Source organism: Acinetobacter sp. Res13-Abat-PEC15-P4-01, from assembly GCF_015676285.1.
Classification (GTDB): Bacteria; Pseudomonadota; Gammaproteobacteria; order Pseudomonadales; family Moraxellaceae; genus Acinetobacter; species Acinetobacter nematophilus.
The window spans coordinates 40723-62663 of the sequence record NZ_JADAIN010000015.1 but is presented as its reverse complement, the minus strand read 5'-3'; the positions used below and the strand labels follow the sequence as shown (position 1 = coordinate 62663).

General features: G+C 39.6%; 22 protein-coding genes. 12 read left to right on the top strand and 10 right to left on the bottom strand.

Annotated elements, in window-relative coordinates; translation table 11 throughout:
• Window positions 1-270 precede the first annotated feature (270 nt).
• The 6 genes from rpoD to IMO47_RS05280 all read left to right on the top strand — a co-directional run bounded on the left by rpoD (window position 271) and on the right by IMO47_RS05280 (window position 6970).
• Window positions 271-2217: an RNA polymerase sigma factor RpoD gene (gene rpoD, locus IMO47_RS05305; RefSeq protein WP_277922760.1), complete on the top strand. Its 1947-nt coding sequence runs from the start codon at window positions 271-273 to the stop codon at window positions 2215-2217.
• A 125-nt stretch (window positions 2218-2342) separates the two neighbouring features.
• Window positions 2343-2630: a DUF493 domain-containing protein gene (locus IMO47_RS05300; RefSeq protein ID WP_004828246.1), complete on the top strand. Its 288-nt coding sequence runs from the start codon at window positions 2343-2345 to the stop codon at window positions 2628-2630.
• 171 nt (window positions 2631-2801) lie between these two features.
• Entirely contained in the window at window positions 2802-3491 is a 690-nt protein-coding gene (gene lipB / locus IMO47_RS05295) for a lipoyl(octanoyl) transferase LipB (RefSeq protein ID WP_196076082.1), read from the top strand.
• 76 nt (window positions 3492-3567) lie between these two features.
• Complete coding sequence (locus IMO47_RS05290) at window positions 3568-4101, top strand: hypothetical protein (RefSeq protein WP_004828241.1); 534 nt, start codon at window positions 3568-3570, stop codon at window positions 4099-4101.
• Between the two features lie 3 nt (window positions 4102-4104).
• On the top strand, window positions 4105-5289 hold the full coding sequence (locus tag IMO47_RS05285) for an iron-containing alcohol dehydrogenase (RefSeq protein WP_196076081.1): 1185 nt from the start codon (window positions 4105-4107) through the stop codon (window positions 5287-5289).
• 268 nt (window positions 5290-5557) lie between these two features.
• Window positions 5558-6970, top strand: a complete 1413-nt coding sequence (locus IMO47_RS05280) for an APC family permease (RefSeq protein WP_196076080.1) — start codon at window positions 5558-5560, stop codon at window positions 6968-6970.
• A gap of 82 nt (window positions 6971-7052) precedes the next feature.
• Here the strand turns inward: IMO47_RS05280 and IMO47_RS05275 are convergent, their stop codons facing one another.
• Both IMO47_RS05275 and IMO47_RS05270 read right to left on the bottom strand, forming a co-directional pair.
• Window positions 7053-7607, bottom strand: a complete 555-nt coding sequence (locus tag IMO47_RS05275) for a flavodoxin family protein (protein ID WP_196076079.1) — start codon at window positions 7605-7607, stop codon at window positions 7053-7055.
• Window positions 7608-7627: 20 nt separating this feature from the next.
• Window positions 7628-8356, bottom strand: coding sequence for an SDR family NAD(P)-dependent oxidoreductase (locus tag IMO47_RS05270; protein ID WP_196076078.1), 729 nt, complete (start codon window positions 8354-8356; stop codon window positions 7628-7630).
• Between the two features lie 154 nt (window positions 8357-8510).
• Here IMO47_RS05270 and IMO47_RS05265 point away from each other — a divergent pair, with 154 nt between their 5' ends.
• Together IMO47_RS05265 and IMO47_RS05260 are read left to right on the top strand one after the other, a co-directional pair.
• Window positions 8511-8903 (top strand): helix-turn-helix domain-containing protein, encoded by a 393-nt coding sequence (locus IMO47_RS05265; RefSeq protein WP_004828230.1) that lies wholly within the window; start codon window positions 8511-8513, stop codon window positions 8901-8903.
• A gap of 127 nt (window positions 8904-9030) precedes the next feature.
• A complete protein-coding gene (locus IMO47_RS05260; protein ID WP_196076077.1) occupies window positions 9031-9408 on the top strand; it encodes a hypothetical protein in 378 nt (125 codons plus the stop codon).
• Between the two features lie 578 nt (window positions 9409-9986).
• Here IMO47_RS05260 and IMO47_RS05255 read toward each other — a convergent pair.
• The 8 genes from IMO47_RS05255 to rplU form a co-directional block, all read right to left on the bottom strand.
• Window positions 9987-10343: a hypothetical protein gene (locus tag IMO47_RS05255; RefSeq protein WP_196076076.1), complete on the bottom strand. Its 357-nt coding sequence runs from the start codon at window positions 10341-10343 to the stop codon at window positions 9987-9989.
• Between the two features lie 82 nt (window positions 10344-10425).
• Window positions 10426-10908 carry a tRNA (cytidine(34)-2'-O)-methyltransferase gene (locus IMO47_RS05250; protein WP_196076075.1) on the bottom strand — a complete coding sequence of 161 codons (483 nt, stop codon included), beginning with the start codon at window positions 10906-10908 and terminating at the stop codon, window positions 10426-10428.
• Between the two features lie 82 nt (window positions 10909-10990).
• Window positions 10991-12364, bottom strand: a complete 1374-nt coding sequence (gene cysG, locus IMO47_RS05245) for a siroheme synthase CysG (protein WP_196076074.1) — start codon at window positions 12362-12364, stop codon at window positions 10991-10993.
• Between the two features lie 80 nt (window positions 12365-12444).
• Window positions 12445-13716, bottom strand: a complete 1272-nt coding sequence (serS, locus tag IMO47_RS05240; RefSeq protein WP_196076073.1) for a serine--tRNA ligase — start codon at window positions 13714-13716, stop codon at window positions 12445-12447.
• Window positions 13717-13825: 109 nt separating this feature from the next.
• On the bottom strand, window positions 13826-14653 hold the full coding sequence (locus tag IMO47_RS05235; RefSeq protein WP_196076072.1) for an RsiV family protein: 828 nt from the start codon (window positions 14651-14653) through the stop codon (window positions 13826-13828).
• A gap of 240 nt (window positions 14654-14893) precedes the next feature.
• Window positions 14894-15589, bottom strand: coding sequence for an outer membrane lipoprotein chaperone LolA (gene lolA, locus IMO47_RS05230; RefSeq protein WP_196076071.1), 696 nt, complete (start codon window positions 15587-15589; stop codon window positions 14894-14896).
• A 231-nt stretch (window positions 15590-15820) separates the two neighbouring features.
• Window positions 15821-16075 (bottom strand): 50S ribosomal protein L27, encoded by a 255-nt coding sequence (gene rpmA / locus IMO47_RS05225; RefSeq protein WP_004828213.1) that lies wholly within the window; start codon window positions 16073-16075, stop codon window positions 15821-15823.
• Between the two features lie 19 nt (window positions 16076-16094).
• Complete coding sequence (gene rplU / locus IMO47_RS05220; protein WP_010113102.1) at window positions 16095-16406, bottom strand: 50S ribosomal protein L21; 312 nt, start codon at window positions 16404-16406, stop codon at window positions 16095-16097.
• A gap of 419 nt (window positions 16407-16825) precedes the next feature.
• On the opposite strand from rplU, the gene sdsA reads away from it, so the two are divergent.
• From sdsA to IMO47_RS05200, 4 genes are all read left to right on the top strand, one after another.
• Window positions 16826-17809: an All-trans-nonaprenyl-diphosphate synthase gene (gene sdsA / locus IMO47_RS05215; RefSeq protein WP_196076070.1), complete on the top strand. Its 984-nt coding sequence runs from the start codon at window positions 16826-16828 to the stop codon at window positions 17807-17809.
• Window positions 17810-17823: 14 nt separating this feature from the next.
• The gene (locus tag IMO47_RS05210; RefSeq protein WP_196076069.1) at window positions 17824-19878 is read left to right on the top strand and encodes a site-specific recombinase; all 2055 of its coding nucleotides are present in this window, start codon (window positions 17824-17826) and stop codon (window positions 19876-19878) included.
• A 158-nt stretch (window positions 19879-20036) separates the two neighbouring features.
• Complete coding sequence (locus IMO47_RS05205) at window positions 20037-20675, top strand: phosphatase PAP2 family protein (protein ID WP_196076068.1); 639 nt, start codon at window positions 20037-20039, stop codon at window positions 20673-20675.
• Window positions 20675-21940 (top strand): efflux RND transporter periplasmic adaptor subunit, encoded by a 1266-nt coding sequence (locus IMO47_RS05200; protein ID WP_151751203.1) that lies wholly within the window; start codon window positions 20675-20677, stop codon window positions 21938-21940. The genes IMO47_RS05205 and IMO47_RS05200 overlap by 1 nt, the downstream gene beginning before the upstream one ends.
• The last annotated feature ends 1 nt before the right edge of the window (window position 21941 follow it).

Here is a 21941-nt window from a genome sequence, read left to right as displayed (position 1 = left end):
AGAAAACTTGTCAAGTTTTTTTTATTTTTTTTGCATTCATCGACCAAATTGGGCTTTTTTTAAGCCCTATTTTATGCAATGATATAATCCACCCTGCGTCTTGCTGTTTTTCGATAAATTCGGACAAAAAACGCACGGGATGATCTTGAAAATAACAATTTCAGCCCCACCTAATTGATTGAATTTGAATTCTAAACATTCTATCAGACCATTCTTGACGGGTTTTCTGATGGGATAGCTGAGCTATTCACATCTATATATTAACAGATTGTGCTATCATGCACGGTTTTTCACTGCCACAGATTCAACGAGAAGAGAGTAAAGATGAGCGAAATGCATTCCCCTACTTCACAAGTAGCGGCTCTTATTAGCCGAGGCAAAGAACAAGGTTACTTAACCTACGCTGAGGTTAACGATCATCTCCCAGACTCAATCACAGAAAGCGAACAGATTGAAGACATTATTCAAATGCTTCAAGACGTCGGTATTCCTGTTCATGAACGTGCACCAGAAACTGACGATGCAATGTTTGATGGGAATAGCGAAGCTGGCGATGAAGTTGCAGAAGAAGAAGCTGCTGCTGTACTTGCCTCTGTAGAAAATGAACCTGGTCGTACCACTGACCCTGTACGTATGTATATGCGTGAAATGGGGACTGTTGAACTTCTTACACGTGAAGGCGAAATCAGCATTGCTAAACGTATCGAAGAAGGAATACGTGATGTTTTACATTCCATCGCTTACTGGCCAAATGCAGTAGAAGTTGTACTACAAGAATATAAAGATTATGAAGCAGGTGAACGTCGCCTTGCCGATATTCTTTCAGGTTATTTAGATCCTGAAACAGATGAAGAGATTCCTGAAGTTTTAGAAGATGAGTCAGAAGATTTAGTTGATGATGAAAGCAGTTCATCAACCAAACCGACCAAAGACGTTAAACTGGATGATGATGACGAAGATGAAGAGTCAGAAGGTGATGATGATTCTGAAGGTGAGTCTGGTCCGGACCCTGAAATTGCCAAAGTTCGTTTCGATGAATTAGAAGCGGTTTGGAATACAGCAAAAGCAACGATTGCTCAACATGGTCGCAATAGCGCTCAAGGTGTTGAAGCAATGGAAGCACTTGCCACTGTATTTATGATGTTCAAATTCACACCACGTTTGTTTGACATTATCTCTGAAATGATCCGTGGTACACATGAGCAGATTCGTACCTCCGAACGTGAAGTGATGCGCTATGCAGTTCGCCGTGGACGTATGGATCGTACGCAATTCCGCACATCATTCCCAGGTCAAGAATCAAATCCAGCATGGTTGGACGAGCAAATTGCCAAAGCGCCTGCTGAGATGAAAGCTTATTTAGAAAAAGTTCGCCCAGATGTATTGGCATTTCAACAAAAAATTGCAGACATCGAGAAAGAACTTAATCTAAACGTCAAAGAAATTAAAGATATTTCCAAACGTATGGCGATTGGTGAAGCGAAAGCTCGTCGTGCCAAGAAAGAAATGGTGGAAGCAAACTTACGTTTGGTAATTTCGATTGCGAAAAAATATACCAACCGTGGTCTGCAATTCCTCGATTTGATTCAAGAAGGTAATATTGGCTTGATGAAAGCAGTAGACAAGTTTGAATATCGTCGTGGTTATAAATTCTCGACTTATGCGACTTGGTGGATTCGTCAGGCGATTACTCGTTCTATTGCAGACCAAGCACGTACAATCCGTATTCCTGTGCACATGATCGAGACGATCAACAAGATCAACCGTGTATCTCGTCAATTACTTCAAGAAATGGGACGTGAACCCACTCCTGAAGAATTAGGTGAGCGTTTGGAGATGGACGAAGTTAAAGTACGTAAGGTCCTCAAAATTGCCAAAGAGCCAATTTCCATGGAAACACCGATCGGTGATGATGAAGATTCACATCTTGGAGATTTCATTGAAGACAGCAACATCACCTCGCCTGTGGATGCTGCAACTTCAGAAGGCTTAAAAGAAGCGACGCGTGAAGTGCTTGAAAACCTGACTGAACGTGAAGCCAAAGTTTTGAAAATGCGTTTTGGTATTGATATGCCAACAGACCATACTCTGGAAGAAGTTGGTAAACAGTTTGATGTAACACGTGAGCGTATTCGTCAGATTGAAGCAAAAGCTTTACGTAAACTGCGTCATCCATCACGTTCTGAACATTTGCGTTCATTCCTTGAAAATGACTGATTTCAATGCTTGATCTATGAATGCTGTCGGGACTTGAAAATTAATCGAGTAACCCCATTAAGTATTTAAGACAAACACAATGCCTGCACTGTTGCAGGCATTGTTGATAAATTAGAGGTGAAAAAATGTTAGACCGCACTCCATCTCGCGAATTACAAGAACATCTTTGGGTTTTTCCAATGGATTACCCAATTAAATTGATTGGTAATGCGGGTGAAGAATTACGTGGTGCTGTCGTCGAAATTTTGGTTAAACATTTTCCAGAATTTGATGAAGCAACCCTCGTTGTACAACCATCGCGTACAGGTAAATATCATTCAATTACTGCTCAGTTGCGTTTTGATGAGCTTGAACAAGTCCATGCATTATATGCAGACCTTGCAGCTTGCGAACATATCCGTACCGCATTGTAATTTGACGTTCAATAAAAAACACGCCTATATGGCGTGTTTTTTATGCCGATTCATTATCTTCAATATATTGGACGGGCAGTTATTTGTAAAAGTTCAGCAACAGCTTTCACTTTTATTGGACAAATTTCTTTATAATTCATGAATCCTCCCTACTCTCAAGGATACATATCAGTGAATGATGCTGTTCTAAAACCTCGCCTGATTATTCGCCAGTATCAAGACTTAAGTTCTTATTCAGAACGTTTTCAAGAAATGAAATCCTTTACTGAGCAACGTGATGAACACTCACCTGATCAGCTTTGGATTCTCCAACATCCTGACGTACTTACTCAGGGACAGGCAGGTAAACCAGAACACATCTTAATGCATACGGATATTCCTGTAGTGCAATCAGATCGTGGAGGACAAGTGACTTGGCATGGACCAGGTCAAATGGTGATTTACTTCATGTTTGATTTGAACCGTTTGAAATGGAATGTCCGCACACTCGTGACTTATGCAGAAAATCTCATGATTGATTTGCTTAAGAAATATCAAGTTGAAGCATATGCCAAACCTGATGCACCCGGGGTGTATGTCAATGAAAGGAAAATTGGTTCTCTAGGTTTTAAAATCCGTAGAGGACGGAGCTATCACGGTTTAGCTTTAAATATTGACTGCAATTTAGAGGGCTTCCATACCATCAATCCCTGTGGCTATTCAGGTTTAGAAATGGTACGTGTTTGTGATTTAGTTCAGAATTATCCAGATTACAATCAATTGTCTCAAGATGTGGTTGAGTATTTTCAACGAAGCAATTACTTTAGTGAGATCGAAGTCATTGACGAAAACTCAAGTGACGATGAAGTCACATGTAAATAAATCACTTTCTTTTTCCCCAAAAACAAATTAGAGTAATTACTCTAAAACAAAATACAACTGAATAAGGGATTAGCGAGTGATTTCGAGTAAATCTATCAAACCCGCTTTGGAACAAGCCTATGTCAAACTCATGATGGATGTGATTGGCAGAGGTTTAGTGATGGCGAGTCAAGTTGATGATGAAATTAAACATGAAGTATCTGTACTCCCTGTTGGTTTTACATTATCGATGAAAGTTTTTCCAAATGGCGCTTCTTTTATTGCCAAGGTGAATCAAAAACAACAGCTTGAATTGGTCAAATCATTAGATCATAAACCTGATCTTTCGATTATTTTTAAGCATGTTCATCATGCTTTCCTGGTCTTTTCATTCCAAGAAAGTACAGCGCAAGCTTTTGCCAATGACCGTATGATTGCAGATGGTGATGTGTCTTATGCGATCCGTTTAGTGCGTTGCTTAAACAAAATGGAAGCATTGATCTTACCAAAACTGGTCGCAGAACTTGCGGTCAAGGAATATCCTTCAGAATTAACCTTAAAAGAAAAATTAGCTGGCGCAGCGAATATTTATCTCAAAGTTGCCCAATCATATTTAAAAGGGAGCGCTTAACCCATGTCAAAACCATATTACGAATTTTTCTGCCCTGTAAAAGTGATTGCTGGTCATGCTGCGCTTGAGCACATTCCATTTGAACTTGCAGCATTAGGCGCTAAACGCCCGATGATCATTACTGACAAAGGTGTTCGAGCCAATCAACTCTTGGCACCGATTGAAGCAGCCTTTGAATCTACTGAGATTGAAATCGGCGTAATCTTTGATGATGTACCTCCAGACTCTAGCCTAGAAACTGTGCGAGCTGCGGCTCAAGCCTATCGCAAAAATAATTGTGATGCGATTATTGCAGTGGGTGGGGGTTCAGTCATTGATACATCCAAGACTGCCAATATTCTTGTATCCGAAGGTGGTGATGATTTATTAAAATACTCAGGTGCACACAACCTCCCTCGCCCGCTCAAACCTTTTTTCGTGATCCCGACTACTTCTGGGACAGGCTCCGAAGTCACTTTGGCTGCTGTGGTATCGGATAATCAAAAAAATGTAAAACTGGCTTTTGCATCTAATTACTTAATGCCACATGCGGCTATTCTTGACCCTAGAATGACTCAGACCTTGCCACCGCATTTGACGGCAATGACGGCAATGGATGCCATGACACATGCGATTGAAGCCTATACCTGTATCGCAGCCAATCCAATCTCAGATGCCTATGCTACAGCTGCGATCAAAAAAATCAGCAAGAGTCTGTTTGATGTACTGGATAATCCAAGTGATGCCAACGGGCGCTTAGAACTTGCACAAGCATCAACTATGGCAGGAATCGCATTTTCCAACTCTATGGTTGGTATTGTTCATTCACTGGGTCATGCTTTAGGTGCAGTCGCTCACTTACCACATGGTTTATGTATGAACTTATTCCTCCCTTATGTGCTGGAATACAATAAAGAAGTGAATGGTGACAAAATCGCTGATCTGTTATTACCACTTGCTGGTGCTGATATTTATGCACAAACACCTGCCAACCAACGCGCCGATAAAGCCATAGAGATGTTGAAAACAATGCGTGATCGCATTAACAGCCTGACCAAATTGCCACGTACACTCAGTGAGACGGGTAAAGTCACTCAATCACAATTTGAAGAAATTGCAGATAAAGCACTCAATGATGGATCAATTATTTTCAACCCTAAAGAAGCAACCCTGAAAGATTTGAAATCTATCTTAGAAAAAGCTTGGTAATTGTTTAAAATTAAGACAATATACGCATATGAATTGGCCTGATGTTTATCTAAACATCGGGCTTTTATCTTGCAGAATGGTCAGTCAGCTATTTTTTAATCAAGATGGCATGTTTTCTGCTAAAAAAGCAAACAAAGTTACTGACAAAGGCTGCCTTTTTAGAGTAGATTGGCGCACTTTTGTTTTATTCTTTAGGGGGGATCGTTCGTCTCAAACGATCCTTATAAATATGACTGATCCTTGATCAACGATTAAGAGGATAACGCCGTTGACAGATATCACTGGGACCCAATCCGCAGCCAAACTGAAAAAAAATCTTGTGCTGTGGCATATCATCATTATTGGTCTAGCGTATATTCAGCCACTTACCTTATTTGATACATTCGGTTTAGTATCAGATGGAAGTCACGGACACGTTCCAACTTCATATATTTTTGCGCTTGTTGCCATTCTTTTAACCTCTATCAGCTATGGTCACATGATTAAGCGTTACCCTTCTTCAGGTTCTGCTTATACCTATGCACAAAAATCAATCCATCCCAATGTCGGCTTTATGGTCGGCTGGTCATCTTGGTTAGATTATTTATTATCTCCACTCGTCAATATTATTTTGGCGGATATCTACTTAAGGGCTTTATTCCCAGACGTTAATAACTGGATATGGGTTATTGCGTTGACTGCCATTATGACAGTGATTAACTTATTTGGTTCACGTTTTGTCGCACGATTTAACAGCACCATTGTCGTTGTTCAGCTGGGCATCATCTTCTATTTTGTCTATGAAGTGTATGTCTTGCTCACGCAAGGCGTTTATGCTGATGGCACATTAAATCCAGATAAAGCTGCATTATGGTCACTTGCTCCTTTTTGGAGTGAAATGACAACCATTGGTGCATTAATTGGAGGCGCAACGATTCTGTGCTTCTCGTTCACCGGATTTGATGCACTTTCATCACTGGCTGAAGAAACCAAAGATGCCGAGAAAACTTTGCCAAAAGCAATTTTTTCAACTGCTTTAATTGCAGGTATCATCTTCATTGTGAGCACTTACTTTATCCAGTTATTTTTCCCGAGCAATGCAACGATTTACTTTAATCCATTGGATGAGTCTCAACCTGTGATGTTGGAAGCGTTGGGCAATACCACACTTCTCACGGCAATCACTGGTATCGCATTTAAAAAGCTGGTGCTTTATTTCGCTGTCATTGCGGTTCTTGCATCAGGAATTTCGGCACATGCTGGTGTATCTCGCTTGATGTATGTGATGGGACGTGATGGGGTAATCAACAAAAAAGTATTTGGTCATATCAGCCCGAAACTACATACCCCGACCTATAATATTTTGATTGTCGGTGTAGTTGCACTCTCTGCGGGTTTCCTAGACCTTGAGCATATCGTTAACTTGATTAGTTTTGGTGCTTTGACCGCATTTAGCTTTGTGAATTTCTCAGTGATTTCGCGCTACGCACTACGCGATGGCAGAACCAAATCACTGAAAGAAATCATTAATTATGTTGTCATTCCTTCACTTGGTTTTGCCAGCGTATTTTTAATGTGGCTAGAAATTGATGAAATGGCATTAAAGCTTGGATTAGCTTGGGCTGTACTGGGTGTTGCCTATTTAGCATATAAAACTCGTGGTTTCCGCTATCCTGCTCCGCAACATAATGAGCATGAATAATCAAATATTTCTAAAGTTCTAAAAACAAAGGCGCTTAATGCGCCTTTGTTTTTTGGATGGGTTCCAGAAATAAAACCATGAATTATGCAATAAATTTATCCGTAATGGCTTGAATACGTTTTGCATAGGCTTTTGCAGTTTCCAAATCACCACTTGGAATTTCGTCAACACTGGCATCAGATGGCGATTGAACCAATAAGCCCACAGAACCACCTAAATTATTCACATCCTGACGTGTTGCATCTTTTGTATTGGCTGGCAACAATCCTAGACTCACCCAAATCCCCCCATGTTGAGATGCAAGCGTTTGCAATGAAATTAAGGTCACTTGCTTATCACCATTTAAACTTGCACTGTTGGTAAAACCACCAAAGATTTTGTCACTCCAAGCACGTGTAAACCAACGCTTTGAAGATGCATCAGCAAATTTTTTGAACTGCCATGGCGCATTTGCCATATAAGTAGGTGCACCGAATACAATTGCATCAGCAGCATCTAAAGTGTCCCAATCTTGATCTTGAATGTTTCCTTCCTGATCAATTTGGATCAATGTTGCATTAATTTCAGCTGCGAAAGTTTCTGCAACCACTTGAGTATGACCATAACCTGAATAATAAACGACAGCAATTTTTGACATGATAAGTCCTCGTGTATATGTCACTTTTGAATTGAATATTTGATATAGCTGGGTAATGTTGCGGTTAAATCTTTTTTCAATGCCTGTGTGGATGCTCCCACCAATACTTCAAATGCATTGTCTTCAATTCCCTCAAATACCTGTTTTGCCACAGTAGATGGAGAAATTTTAGGAATATCGAGTGTATGGGTTAAGTCTGTATCAATAAACCCCACATGTACGCCCATCACATGAACATTAAACTGCGATAACCATTGACGAGTTGAATTGGTAAACGACCACGCCGCAGCTTTAGACACTGCATAACTGGCCAAAAGTGTACTTGGCTCCCAAGACACATCAGAAAGAATATTGACGATATAACTTTCAGACTGACTTTCAAGAATGGGGCAAAAATATTGAGTTGTATTCATTACCCCATATAAGTTGGTTTCTAAAACAGTTTGTGTTGTTGCCACAATATTGCTTTCAACCGGGCTTTGATTAAGACGGGCAATACCCGCATTGTTCACCAAAATATTAACGTCACCACATCGCGCTACTGCATTTTGAATGGAAATAGGATCTGTTACATCCACAACAACTGGAATCATGCCCTGTTCATTAAAATCAACAATATTACGCATTCCTGCATATACTTTTTGGGCACCACGTCGTAAGGCTTCTTGCGCCAATGCTAAACCTAACCCCCGATTTGCACCTGTTATAAAAATGACTGCATCTGTAATTTTCATTGCAACAATACCCATTCATATCCTATGGTCAGTCAAAACAACTGACTAAGTCACAGGCTGTTTCAACGCTATAAATTTATGATATACTTTTGAAATCTAGTATCAATTAGTTACTACTCGGTAACTGGTCAATTTTTTGTTCTAAAATGCCTACACAGAGGTTGATTTTATGACTAATGCATTCAATTTTAATATTTTTCATCCTGATTGCCCGGCACGATCTTTTTTTGAAAAATTTGCAGATAAATGGATTTTATTGATCATTTATCAACTCGACCAACACTCCCAGCACTTCAACGAACTCAAAAAAAACTTGATGGGTATCTCTCCCAAAGTGCTTTCTCAAAAATTAAAAATTCTTGAAAGAGATGGCTTTATTTCTCGCACCATTCATGAAAACAATGTCATTCGAGTTGAATATGCTTTAACAACACTGGGACATGAATTTGCCCAAACTGCGCTATCATTTAAAATCTGGGCTGAAGGAAATATGCAACATGTGATACGTGCGCAGAGGCAATTTGATTTAGTTCAAGCAAAAACTGAGCCAGCGATAATATAAATCACCTGTAGTGCAAAAACAGATATGATGCACTTAAATACCACCAATATGTCCCTAAACTGTATCATCGCGGGAACATATGACCTAAATAGAATTCCAACATTACAGACTGAATGGAATAACAACAATGAAGATTATATTTTTCTCTATCTTGATCACGATCAGCAATCTCACTTTTGCATCTTATGAAAACTCATGTGATCTTATTGTTAAACTTTTAGAAAATACTTCAACTCGTACACTTTACATCAATAAAGATGGACTTGGTGAGATTGAGGAAACATCAATGCACATCAGAGGTGTTGTCAAAAAAGCACAAGCAGCTGGGCGTGCGGATCATGGCTGCCAACACTATATTGGTCAAGTTATAGAAGAGAATTTAGCAAATTATCCAAATCGCTCAGAACTTAAAAAGGGAGAGAAAATTAAACTGAATATCTTAATCACAGATGACCAAGGAATGCCTAAATCTGAAACTATCACCTATTTAGAAATAAATAAATAACTGAAGCGATATATCAAAACAATACATGCATGCCGTTCATCAAAATTATGTAAAAGCTAAGACATTTATTTTAAATCAATTATGTATAGGCAACCTGCTTTAAAACTCATACAGTAAAAAATAATTTCTCTTGATCAATACAATGAATATATTGTTGAATCATTAAAAGCTTTCATTGCCACACTTTATATCAAAAGTTTATACAGATCTGCTTAGGCGATGCTTCACTCTTGCGCTGCAAACAAAGCAGTGCCTTGTTTTTGCTCAGATAAAAAGATAACAAAAAATTTTCACTAAGCAAAGGGTACATCCCATCCCTCCACTCAACATGGCGACATCCATGTCGCCTCACGATAGCACGACCATTCATGATTAAAAAATGCAAAAAAAAGAATGATCAAAATCTTCTAAAAAGTGTGAGGTTCATTGGATATCAATGATTGATATCAAAATCAATTGCATGAATAATTAGGTGGTTTGACTATATTGGGTATATTGTGAAGAAATGGAAAAATTAAAGCCTGTAAATAAATGGTCTAATCACTAAATATAAAAGTATTCTGCTTTGCAAAATTAAGTTAATTATCTAAACAATAAATTTCATTTTCCGCTAAAGTTTTTTTTGCTTGCTCAGTTGTCTTTCTTAAGAAAGTTCCAGATTTAACTTCCATACGCTCATCTTCATCTAAATACTGTTGATTCTCTTCTAAAATTGAGTTCATTTCACTTGTATGATCTTTAACAACTTTACATAAAGCTTGATTATAGATTTCAGGAGTTTTGCTATTTTGTTTTAGATAGAGAAAAAACATAAATTTTTTCTCAAAAGATGTCGTTATTTGATCCATTTTTATCCGAATTTCATCAGGATAAGCATAAATTTGCAATGGTAAAATACAGCATATAAAAGCAATAGTAATTTTTTTATTTTCCACTTAAATTCACACATATAAAAGTAAGTAACTACTTACTTTTATATCATGGCTAAAAGCTGAAACCTACTTTTTTGAAGCCTTACTAATCAACTAACTCTTTAAAATCTTGCTGGCGCCATGCTTCATAAAGAATCACCGCAGTCGCATTGGATAAATTCAAACTGCGTGAATTCGGTGCCATAGGTAAGCGAATCCAATGTTGCTGAGGAAACATCATTCTAACATCTTCAGGTAAACCCCGTGTTTCTGGTCCCATTAGCAAAGCAACAGGACGATTTAAATCCGAGGTATGCGGTGTCTCAGTACCTTTGGTGGTCAAAGGATAAATCGCATCAAGGTCAATCCCTTGACCCTTTAAATGTACCAAACATTCTGCAAAGTTTTCCCAAACTTTCATATGTGCCCATTCATGATAATCCAGCCCAGCACGGCGCAACTTCTTATCATCCAACTCAAAACCCAAAGGTTTGACAAGATGCAATTGTGCACCGGTATTGGCACATAAACGAATGATATTCCCTGTATTTGCAGGAATTTCAGGCTCGTATAAAACAACATGAATCACGGAAGATCTCTACTTTTCAGAATCCAACCCAAATACTTAAAAAAGAGAATGTCTCTCTCATCAATAAAGGATTAGAAAGATTTTATTGCCACTGTAATTGTTCGCGCAAACTCACCACTTCACCAATAATGGTTAAAGTAGGTGCTTGAATATGGTTTTCTTCAACTTTAGAGGCGATGTCAGCCAAAGTCCCCACCACAACCTTTTGATCAGGTGTTGTACCTTTGGAAATTAAAGCCACTGGCATATTTGGTCGTTGACCATGCGCAATCAGATTTTCACAAATTTTTTCCAAGCCGACCAAGCCCATATATAAAACCAGTGTTTGGTTTTCATAAACCAACTCACGCCATGGCAGCTCAGGCGAACCTTCTTTTAAATGCCCCGTCAAAAACCGTACACTCTGTGCATAATCTCGGTGTGTGAGTGGAATCCCTGCATATGCAGAACAACCTGAAGCAGCTGTTACACCAGGCACAACTTGAAAGGCAATATTTGCAGTGAAAAGCTCTTGGATTTCCTCACCACCCCGTCCAAAAATAAACGGATCACCACCTTTCAACCGACATACACGCTTACCTTCAGTGGCGTATCTGACCAATAAAGCGTTGATTCCATCTTGAGGTACAGAATGATTGGATCGCGCCTTACCGACGTATATTTTTTCTGCATCACGTCGGCATAATTCCAATATTGGTGGTGAAACCAAACGGTCATAAATCACCACATCCGCTTGCTGCATCAGTCTCAAGGCTTTTAACGTTAAAAGCTCGGGATCACCCGGACCCGCCCCCACCAAATACACTTCGCCTTTCGGCTTTTGCCATTTGTCTAAGGCTTGTTCAATCAGACGATCTGCCTCGATCAAGTTGTCATTGAATACCTGTTCTTTTAAAGGACTGGCATATAAATCTTCCCAAAAAATGCGACGCTCATCCGGATTGCTAATGTGTTCTTTCACCACTTTGCGCCATTTCCCAGAAAAATCAGCAAGTTTCCCCATACCATGCGGAATCGCAGCTTCAAGTTGAGTACGAATTTGTCTGGAAAGAACAGGAGAAGCACCATTGGTCGCAATCGAAACCACCAGTGGGGAACGATCAATAATGGCAGGCACCATGAAACGACAGTGTGGAGGATCATCTACACTGTTAACCAAAACATTGAGATCTTCACATGTTTCAAAGACAGCTTGATTGACGGCATTATCATTGGTTGCAGCGATGACCAAGCGATAATGACTTAGGCTATTTCGTGAATCAAATTTTTCGGGATGATACTGCCCATGTGTAGAATGAACAATCTCTAAAAGCTCTGCCGCTATATCAGGTGCAACCACATGAATAACAGCACCCGATTTAGCCAATAATACTGCTTTGCGGTAGGCAATATGTCCACCGCCTACAATCAGACAAGGTTGCCCTTGTAATTTTAATGAAATTGGAAAAATTTCCACAGTGTTCCTCAAAAGTTCAGGTCTGATTGTAGCAAGCAATATTTATGAACAAACGATCTAATTAATTGAACAAACATTCATTAATTGATGAACGTTGCACCAGCCATGTATGGACGTAAAACTTCTGGCACTTCAATAGAGCCGTCAGCACGTTGATAATTTTCCATCACCGCCAACAACGTACGACCAACCGCTAAACCAGAACCATTCAAGGTATGAACCAACTCAGTTTTCTTTTGGTCAGTACGATAACGAGCCATCATACGACGTGCTTGGAAATCCCACATATTTGAACAAGACGAGATCTCACGGTAAGTATTTTGACTAGGTACCCAAACTTCTAAATCATAGGTTTTGCATGCACCAAAGCCCATATCGCCACCACATAAAACGATTTTACGATACGGTAAGCCTAAAGCCTGTAAAATGCCTTCAGCATGTCCAGTCAACGCTTCCAAAGCATCCATTGAGTCTTCGGGCTTAACAATTTGAACCATTTCAACTTTGTCAAATTGGTGTTGACGAATCAAACCACGTGTATCACGGCCATATGAACCTGCTTCACTGCGGAAGCATGGCGTATGCGCTGCGTACTTCAGGGGTAAACGATCAGCATCAATGATTTCATTACGAACAAAGTTGGTTACCGGAACTTCAGCCGTCGGAATCAGATAATATTCTTTTTCACCTTGTAATTTGAATAAGTCTTCTTCAAATTTAGGTAATTGCCCTGTTCCACGAAGTGAATCAGCGTTTACAAGATAAGGCACATAAGCTTCGGTATAACCATTTTTAAGTGTATGGGTATCCAGCATAAATTGGGTTAACGCACGTTGTAAACGCGCCAAAGGACCTTTGAGCACACTAAAACGTGTACCTGTCAGTTTAGTAGCTGTTTCAAACTCTAAACCGCCCATCATTTCGCCAAGATCAGTATGATCTTTAATTTCGAAATCAAATTGACGTGGTGTGCCCCATTTCAGGATTTCCACATTATCACTTTCATCTTTGCCTTCCGGCACAGACTCATGGGGTAAATTCGGAATAGACATCAATTTTGCTTCAAGTTCAGTCTGAAGTTCATTCAACTCCACTTCAGCTGCTTTGATTTCATCACCAATTGCACCCATGCGTGCCATGATTTCAGAAGCATCACCACCGGATTTTTTGATTTGACCAACTTGTTTCGCACCCGAATTACGTTCCGCCTGTAAGTTTTCAGTTCTAGACTGAATTTCTTTACGGCGAGCTTCTAGTGATGCCCATTCGTCAACATTCAGTTGCACACCACGTTTTGCCAAGGCTAAATTAACTGCCTCGATATTATTTCGGATTAATTTTGGGTCGATCATAGTCAATCTAAAGTGAGAAAAAAAACTGTCTATAGTGTAAGCGCTTCACTGCAAAAAATACAGTGACAGCGTATTACACAACTGCGAATTGTATGATTTGGCAACATATTTATGGTTTTGCGGCTTGCTCTGCTACAGGCTCAACCTGAGGTAAACTTGGTAGATACTCGGGTTTTATTAATTCTCTGGCCGTTTGATATGGGAGTTTTAACTCTGGCATACCTTCCGCATACGAGGTCAACTCATATAATGGATAAACAAAGACAATACCGTTTACGCCATAGTAATAGTTATCGCTCAGTTGCAATTTATCGCGTGTAATATCTTTTTGAATCAACCAATTAGAGTTTGCATCGTAAAGTTGTTCTGCCACTTTGGCTTCTACATTCGGTTTTAAAATATCAGTCAGTGCCAAACGTTTTTGCGTGCTTAAATCAAAAGTTACGTATTCATTATGATACATTCCATGTGCAGCACCTGCGGCATAGGTATAGGTTTGAATCACAAAAGTGGCTAAATTATTTTGCTGTGATATAAAACGGACATAAATCGAATTTTGATTGAGACCTTTTGGAGATGTCTGGGTCTCGCCTTCAGCAGAAATATGCGCTGAATCTTTTTCAAAAGCACCAGGCACATCTTTTTTTATTCGATTGAGAAAATATTCATCAATCCAGGGGACATTGCTTTTTATGCTCTGTAAATCATATTGAGTACAGCCCTCTTCATCACAAAACTGCTTTTTAATACCATCAACACGTTGAACCTTTGCTTGGATCAAGGGAATTTGCGTCGATTTTGCATTGCTTGTCCCAGTCTGTTCTGCCTGAGGTGCAGGCTTTTCTTGACAACCTGTAGCGATCAGTAAGACTGAAAATAGTGCTGAAACGACCAATCCTGTTTTTAAATTCACTTGCGTTACCATGTCATAAAGCATAATTAAAGATTTCTTTTATCATAAAACCAGAAATTTCAAATTAATATTCATAATTGTTAATGACTAATATTTTATTGGACGAAACCGTTTATTTTTATATCCATATCCAGATTGGAGAAAAATCAGACTGTTTTTAACGTCCAATCTATCAGCGTCTTCACTACTCAATTTATTTTGACTTTGTTCATGCAGGAAGAAATAAAAAGCAACCATTTGATTGCTTTTTATTGGAAAAATTACTTATTGATCAATAATATCTGTACCTTTAGGGGGTACAAAATTAAAAGTTGAAGCAGGAATAGCCGCATTCACATTGACATTGTTAAAACGTACAGTAGTGGTTTGTCCCAATGAATCTTGCAAGATCATCAGTGTCGGAGCATTTTTAGCCCCAAAACTAATCGTCAAGCTTTGGAAAGCACCATCTTTTTGCTTCGGATAAAGCGTATAATAGGTTTTACCTGAATCTGGCTGAGTGATTCGATAGGCTTTTTGAATCTGCTGGGTATTACCGCTCAATAGCAATGCAGGCGTATTTGCCACTTGCTCATCTAAGCTCTGTCTAACCGCTTGTTGTAGATCGGGATCATAAATCCATACAGTACGTCCAGCAGTCACGATCGTCTGCTTTGCAGGCGTTGTCGTTTCCCAATAGAACTTTCCTGGGCGCTCTACTTTCATCACCCCTTTAAAGGTCTGGTTCATATGCTGGGCAGTTAAGCCTTTTTTCTGTGCAGCTTTACCCGCTTGTGTTGCCTTGGTGGTCTGTTCAAAATTTGCAGTAAAGCTTTTTACGCCACTGAGCTGTTTGACAAGATTGGCTGTCGCTTGTTGCTCCGACGCAGCAGTCGCTGCAAAAACTGTTGTGCTCATGACTGGTGCAAGCAGTGCTGCACCCAAGGTTACTGCACCCATCGTTTTACGAAGCATATTCATATGTTCACCTTTGCTATGTCTGCATATAAAACCACATGCAGAATGTTATTTAGATGACCTATCTTAAACTAAATCATCTCAGTAATAATTGAGAAAATAAGAAGTTTTGTATTGTTATTAGTTCAATATGTAGAAAATTATTCATCATCATGGAGAGTAAATTTAATGTAAATACACTCTTGAACATAAAAAAAGCCCGCAATAAAGCGGGCTTTTTCGAACCATTAAAGCTTACACTTCAACAGATACATAGCGACGGCCAAACTGACCTTTCACTTCAAATTTGATTACGCCATCAGCAGTAGCAAATAAAGTATGGTCACGACCCATACCTACGTTTGCACCAGCGTGGAATTCTGTACCACGTTGACGAACGATAATGTTACCAGCAGTCACAGCTTGACCACCGTACATTTTAACACCCAACATTTTAGGGTTCGAATCACGACCGTTTTTAGTCGAACCACCGGCTTTTTTAGTTGCCATGTCTCTATACTCCTAGTGATTAACCTGCGATCGCAGTAATTTTCAACTCGGTAAACCATTGACGGTGACCTTGTTGTTTACGGTAGTGCTTACGACGACGCATTTTAACAATACGGATTTTGTCATGACGACCGTGACCAACCACTTCTGCAGTTACTTTTGCGCCAGCGACAACTGGAGCACCGATTTGAATGCTTTCGCCATTCACAACCATTAATACATCATCAAATGTAATCGTTGCGCCTGTTTCAGCTTTCAACAATTCAACTTTAAGGGTTTCACCCTCAACAACACGGTGCTGTTTACCACCGCTTTGGATTACTGCGTACATAACGTACTCCAACTTGCCCGTGTCGTCGTGCCGATAAAGGAATATATCGATCTTAAAACGAACGCCACTGGGGGTTATACAAGGGCAAAGATTTTAAGTGATAATGAATTAAACAACAAGTCATTTTCATCAAATATTAGCACTGTCTACAAATTAATCGCAATAATCTCTTTTTTTTAAGGTTTAGCCCTTGAATATGTGAATTTTTTTATTAAATTGAAATAGATTTTTAAAACAAATCGGCTACTATGTAGCTCAAAACAACAATGTGCAGAATATTTAATGTTTTATGGTTTTTTGGACAAATAAACAACAAATCATTAAGATTCAGGCACGATGTCTGCTTCCAAAAGCAACATTCCGACATATTCATTGTTACACTAACGACTTAAAACGCATTTGTATGAGGCTCCCACCCGATGACCATCGACTTTAAGCAAGATATTCTCGCTCCTGTTGCAACAGACTTTGCTGCGATGGACAAGTTTATTAATGAAGGGATTACCTCAAAAGTTGCTTTGGTGATGGCAGTCAGTAAACATGTAGTTGAAGCAGGTGGCAAACGCATGCGCCCCATTATGTGTCTACTTGCAGCAAAAGCTTGCGGTGCAACCGATGTGCAAATGGAACCCTATCGTAAGCTGGCTGCCATTATTGAAATGTTACACACGGCAACATTGGTTCACGATGATGTCGTTGATGAGTCTGGTTTGCGTCGTGGTCGTCCGACTGCCAATGCAACATGGAATAACCAAACAGCTGTCTTGGTGGGCGACTTCCTGATTTCACGTGCATTTGACTTGTTGGTTGATCTGGACAATATGGTGTTGTTAAAAGATTTTTCGACAGGAACCTGTGAAATTGCCGAGGGTGAAGTTTTACAACTTCAAGCACAACATCAACCTGAAACCACAGAACAAACTTATTTAGACATTATTCACGGTAAAACTTCACGTCTATTTGAGTTGGCAACAGAAGGTGCAGCCATTCTTGCCGGTCAAGCACAATATCGCGAACCTCTCCGTCTTTTTGCCGGGCATTTTGGCAATGCCTTTCAAATCATTGATGATATTTTAGACTATACCTCTGATGCTGAAACATTAGGTAAAAATATTGGTGATGATTTGATGGAAGGAAAACCGACTTTACCTTTAATCTCTGCTTTAGCGAATACACAGGGCGAACAACACGAAATTATTCGTAAGAGTATTGCAACTGGCGGGACAGCAGATTTAGAACGCGTGATTGAAATCGTGCAAACGTCTGGTGCTTTAGATTATTGCAGTCGCCGTGCAAATGAAGAAACACAAGCTGCGATCCAAGCACTGAGTCATTTACCTGAATCTGAATACCGTCAAGCATTGTATAACTTGGCGCAACTTGCCTTACATCGCATTCAATAGAATTTACAAGGCTTATGCATATACATTTTAATGATCTTTTCCTCCTTATGCAGGAACAACTTGATGATCCCAAGGTTGTTCCGAATCCAGATATTTTAATTGAGTTAGTCAAACGGATCAGACCTAATGACACCAGAAATCTGGAAGAAATTAAAAACAAATTCAATGCTTTAATTCAATCTTTACTCATTACCCCCAATGCGTCTTCAGCACTTCAAGGCTACTTACTGAAGTTAGTCAATCATTACAAACAAGCAGGACTATATGCAGACAGCGGCATATTATCCTTAGATGGTTTCTGGAATCAGCTTGGGCAACGTATTGGTGCGCATTTTCTTCCTTTATTACCTGATGAAACCGAACTGAAAGATTTAGTCGGCAAGGTTTTTTATCAACGCAGTGATAAATATTGGCTTGAAAATATCGATTCAGAGAATTGGAAACAGTTATTTCGACTTCTCAATCAAGGACACCGCTATAGCAATGATAAACTAGGCATCAAACGCGATATTATTAAAGCGATTACGGTACTCTCCTACCGTATTAGTGGCATTGGCTTATATCCTGAGTTTATCAATGCTTATCCTGAATTACAGGAATATGAATCTCCATTTTTGGTTCAGAACCGTGAAATCGTTGAATTTATAGAGGCTTATAAAAAACAACACCGTGATCTGGATCAATATGCGGTCACTGTTCCACCAGATGCAGACCAAGCGTTGGTGATGATTGAACAGTGCCGTGATGTTGTGTTCAAGGTCCGTCGAGCAATTAAGCGGATTGGTGTCAGCCTGAGTTTGACCTATTTACTGTCGCTCCTTGAACAATGTTTGGATCGTATTGAATTGTTATTGAATCTCTTGGTCGAAGATGATCAGATTCGTTATCCATTGTGCGGAGAACTCCTTACTGACTTGGTTGATGCACATTATAGCGAAACCAGTGTGCGCGACCTGCTCAAAACCAATAGTGAATTGATTGCCCTACAAGTTACAGAAAATGCCAGTAAAACGGGTGAGCATTATGTAAGTACCGATAAAAAAGGTTTCTTGGGCATGTACAAGGCCGCTGCAGGTGCAGGGGCGATTATTGCTACAATGGCAACGCTTAAAATCCTTTCTGCACGTTTAGTGCTCGCCCCCTTCATGCATGCTTTTCTCTATAGCATGAATTATTCACTGGGTTTTATTCTGATTCATGTTTTGCATTTTACGGTTGCGACCAAACAACCCGCAATGACAGCTGCCGCACTTGCATCGACCGTACAGCATCAAAAAGGATCTAAAACTGCACAAATTGCTGAACTTGCAGGTCTGATTATTAATATTATTCGTACTCAGTTTATTGCGATTTTAGGCAATATTTCGATTGCAATACCCACCGCTGCATTCATCACCTATCTATGGCAATGGGTAATGGACGAACCTTTGCTCACACATGCAAAAGCCACGACCTTACTGCATAGCTTAAATCCGTTTACCTCGCTTGCCATTCCACATGCAGCAATCGCTGGTGTTTGTTTATTTTTATCAGGATTAATTGCAGGATATTTCGATAATATGTCGGTTTATCGCAAGGTCGGACCACGCCTAAAAGCCCACACCAAATGGAAGAAACTTTTAGGACAAGAACGTCTCAATAAATTCGCGGATTACGTTGAACGCAATTTAGGTGCACTGGCAGGTAATTTCCTCTTTGGAATCATGCTTGGAAGTATGGGAACCATTGGTTTTATCTTGGGTTTACCTCTGGATATTCGTCATATTGCTTTTGCATCTGCAAACTTTATTCAAGGGCTGATGACAATTAATGGTGCTCCAGATATCGGGTTAATTATCATATCTTTTCTCGGTGTATTATGTATTGGTTTAACTAACTTGTTTGTGAGTTTTACCTTAACCATTATCGTTGCACTGAGAGCAAGACAGGTACGTTTTTCCCAATGGAAACCTTTGGCAAAACTGATATTTACCCATTTTTCAACACGCCCCATTGATTTTTTCTGGCCCCCTAAACAACCTTTACAACTTGAAGACGAAACAACTCCACAAAACAAACTAAATCACTAAACTTTTTGTTATTTTTTGTGCAAAATGTCAAATATTTTACAAAAAGAAATTAGTATAAATTACCTAATTTTACTCACTTGAAAAAAAGTGTACTGGCGAGTACACTTCAGTGCATTAAATAAACTTAACGTACATGTTTTTATACTCTAGGTCATTTTATGCCTTATGTATTGCTCCTTATTGGCTGTATAAGTTTACTTATTGGGAGTATTGGTTTAACCATTAACCAAATACAACTCTTTGATTTATCAAGTGTTGTATGGATGAGTTCACACCGTTTAGATTTTTTAAATGGTATTGCACTTGGCCTATCCTACCTAGGCGGCTTACCGTCAATGATCGTGATTGCAGGGCTATGCAATATATATTTCATACGCCTGAAACAGTATGCAAACTTACTGATGATCAGTATTGGGTTACTTGGTGCTTCAGCGATTGGTTGGATAATTAAATATCTGGTCAATCGCCCACGACCTGATGAAATCTACCAAATGGTGCAAACCTACGGTGCTTCATTTCCCAGTGCTCACAGTATTTATGCTGCTATTGTATGTTGTTCGATTATGTTTATATTTCAAAAGCATCACCACGTTAAATGGATTGGCTTGGGGGGCTTTTTATGGTTTCTAAGCATGGGGGTCTCTAGAATTTATCTGGGAGCACATTTCCCAACTGATGTACTCACTGGATGGGGTATAGGTTTCATATGGGCTGCTATTTTATGGCTCATATTGATGCCAGAAACGTTAAGTCAGAACAAATTATTTTTAGATAAGAATCTAAACGAGGTGGAATAATGATGTCGGCAAAGCTTTGGGCTCCTGCCCTTACTGCTTGTGCTCTCGCAACAAGTATTGCACTTGTAGGTTGCAGCAAAGATCCTAAATCAGCACAAGAAGCTGGTGGTGCTGCCCAAAAAATGCCGCCGACTGAAGTTGGTGTCATTGTTGCTCAACCACAAAGCGTTGAACAGACTGTAGAACTTTCTGGTCGTACTTCAGCCTATCAAATCTCTGAAGTTCGCCCGCAAACAAATGGTGTGATTTTAAAGCGTTTGTTTACAGAAGGTAGTTTTGTTCGTGAGGGTCAACCTCTTTATGAGATTGATTCGCGAGTTAACCGTGCAAACTTAGACAATGCAAAAGCAGCTTTAGTACGTCAGCAAGCGAATTTAAATTCATTACAAGTTAAAGCAAATCGTTATCGTCAACTTGTTGGCATTAACGCAGTGTCTAAACAAGAATATGATGACTTACTTGCTCAAATAAAACTTGCTGAAGCAGATATTGCTGCTTCAAATGCGACTGTTAAAAATGCACAAATTGACCTAGGCTACTCAACTGTTCGTTCGCCTATTTCTGGTCAATCCGGTCGTTCATCTGTTACTGCCGGTGCTTTAGTCACAGCAAATCAGGCGAATGCTTTAGTGACGATTCAACAGCTTGATCCAATTTACGTAGACATCAGCCAATCAAGTGCTGAGTTGTTACGTCTACGTCAACAATTGAGTCAAGGCAGCATTGATCGCAGTAACAATACGAAAGTACGCTTAAAACTTGAAGATGGTAGTTATTACCCAGTTGAAGGAAATCTGGCATTTTCTGATGCCAGTGTAAACCCTGAAACAGGTTCTGTGACATTACGTGCTGTGTTCTCTAATCCGAACCACTTGTTATTGCCGGGTATGTTTGCCAATGCGCAAATCGTACAGGGTGTCATTCCAAATGCTTACTTGGTTCCACAAGCAGCGATTACACGTACGCCAACAGGTCAAGCCATTGCAATGATTGTCAATGCAAAGGGTGCTGTTGAAAGCCGTCCAATCACAACTGCTGGTGTTCATGGAAAAGATTGGATTGTCACTCAAGGTTTAAATACAGGTGATAAAGTCATTGTAGATGGTATTGCTAAAGTAAAACCTGAACAGGAAGTGGTTGCTAAACCGTACCAACCACAAGCTGAAGCTCAACCTGGACAAGCTGCGCCTAAACCAGCAACAGCTGCTCAACCTGCGGCACAGCAAGAAAAAAACAGTGAACAAAAATCTACTTCACATGCTTAAG

What these genes read in the sequence shown, in the direction of transcription:
- IMO47_RS05270 (WP_196076078.1), bottom strand. Translation starts at nt 8,356, where the DNA reads ATGGGTATTGTTGCAATGAAAATTACAGATGCAGTCATTTTTATAACA.
- IMO47_RS05235 (WP_196076072.1), bottom strand. Translation starts at nt 14,653, where the DNA reads ATGCTTTATGACATGGTAACGCAAGTGAATTTAAAAACAGGATTGGTC.
- sdsA (WP_196076070.1), top strand. Translation starts at nt 16,826, where the DNA reads ATGACCATCGACTTTAAGCAAGATATTCTCGCTCCTGTTGCAACAGAC.
- rplU (WP_010113102.1), bottom strand. Translation starts at nt 16,406, where the DNA reads ATGTACGCAGTAATCCAAAGCGGTGGTAAACAGCACCGTGTTGTTGAG.
- IMO47_RS05300 (WP_004828246.1), top strand. Translation starts at nt 2,343, where the DNA reads ATGTTAGACCGCACTCCATCTCGCGAATTACAAGAACATCTTTGGGTT.
- IMO47_RS05200 (WP_151751203.1), top strand. Translation starts at nt 20,675, where the DNA reads ATGATGTCGGCAAAGCTTTGGGCTCCTGCCCTTACTGCTTGTGCTCTC.
- IMO47_RS05275 (WP_196076079.1), bottom strand. Translation starts at nt 7,607, where the DNA reads ATGTCAAAAATTGCTGTCGTTTATTATTCAGGTTATGGTCATACTCAA.
- IMO47_RS05285 (WP_196076081.1), top strand. Translation starts at nt 4,105, where the DNA reads ATGTCAAAACCATATTACGAATTTTTCTGCCCTGTAAAAGTGATTGCT.
- IMO47_RS05265 (WP_004828230.1), top strand. Translation starts at nt 8,511, where the DNA reads ATGACTAATGCATTCAATTTTAATATTTTTCATCCTGATTGCCCGGCA.
- lolA (WP_196076071.1), bottom strand. Translation starts at nt 15,589, where the DNA reads ATGAATATGCTTCGTAAAACGATGGGTGCAGTAACCTTGGGTGCAGCA.
- IMO47_RS05260 (WP_196076077.1), top strand. Translation starts at nt 9,031, where the DNA reads ATGAAGATTATATTTTTCTCTATCTTGATCACGATCAGCAATCTCACT.
- rpmA (WP_004828213.1), bottom strand. Translation starts at nt 16,075, where the DNA reads ATGGCAACTAAAAAAGCCGGTGGTTCGACTAAAAACGGTCGTGATTCG.
- IMO47_RS05210 (WP_196076069.1), top strand. Translation starts at nt 17,824, where the DNA reads ATGCATATACATTTTAATGATCTTTTCCTCCTTATGCAGGAACAACTT.
- IMO47_RS05205 (WP_196076068.1), top strand. Translation starts at nt 20,037, where the DNA reads ATGCCTTATGTATTGCTCCTTATTGGCTGTATAAGTTTACTTATTGGG.
- serS (WP_196076073.1), bottom strand. Translation starts at nt 13,716, where the DNA reads ATGATCGACCCAAAATTAATCCGAAATAATATCGAGGCAGTTAATTTA.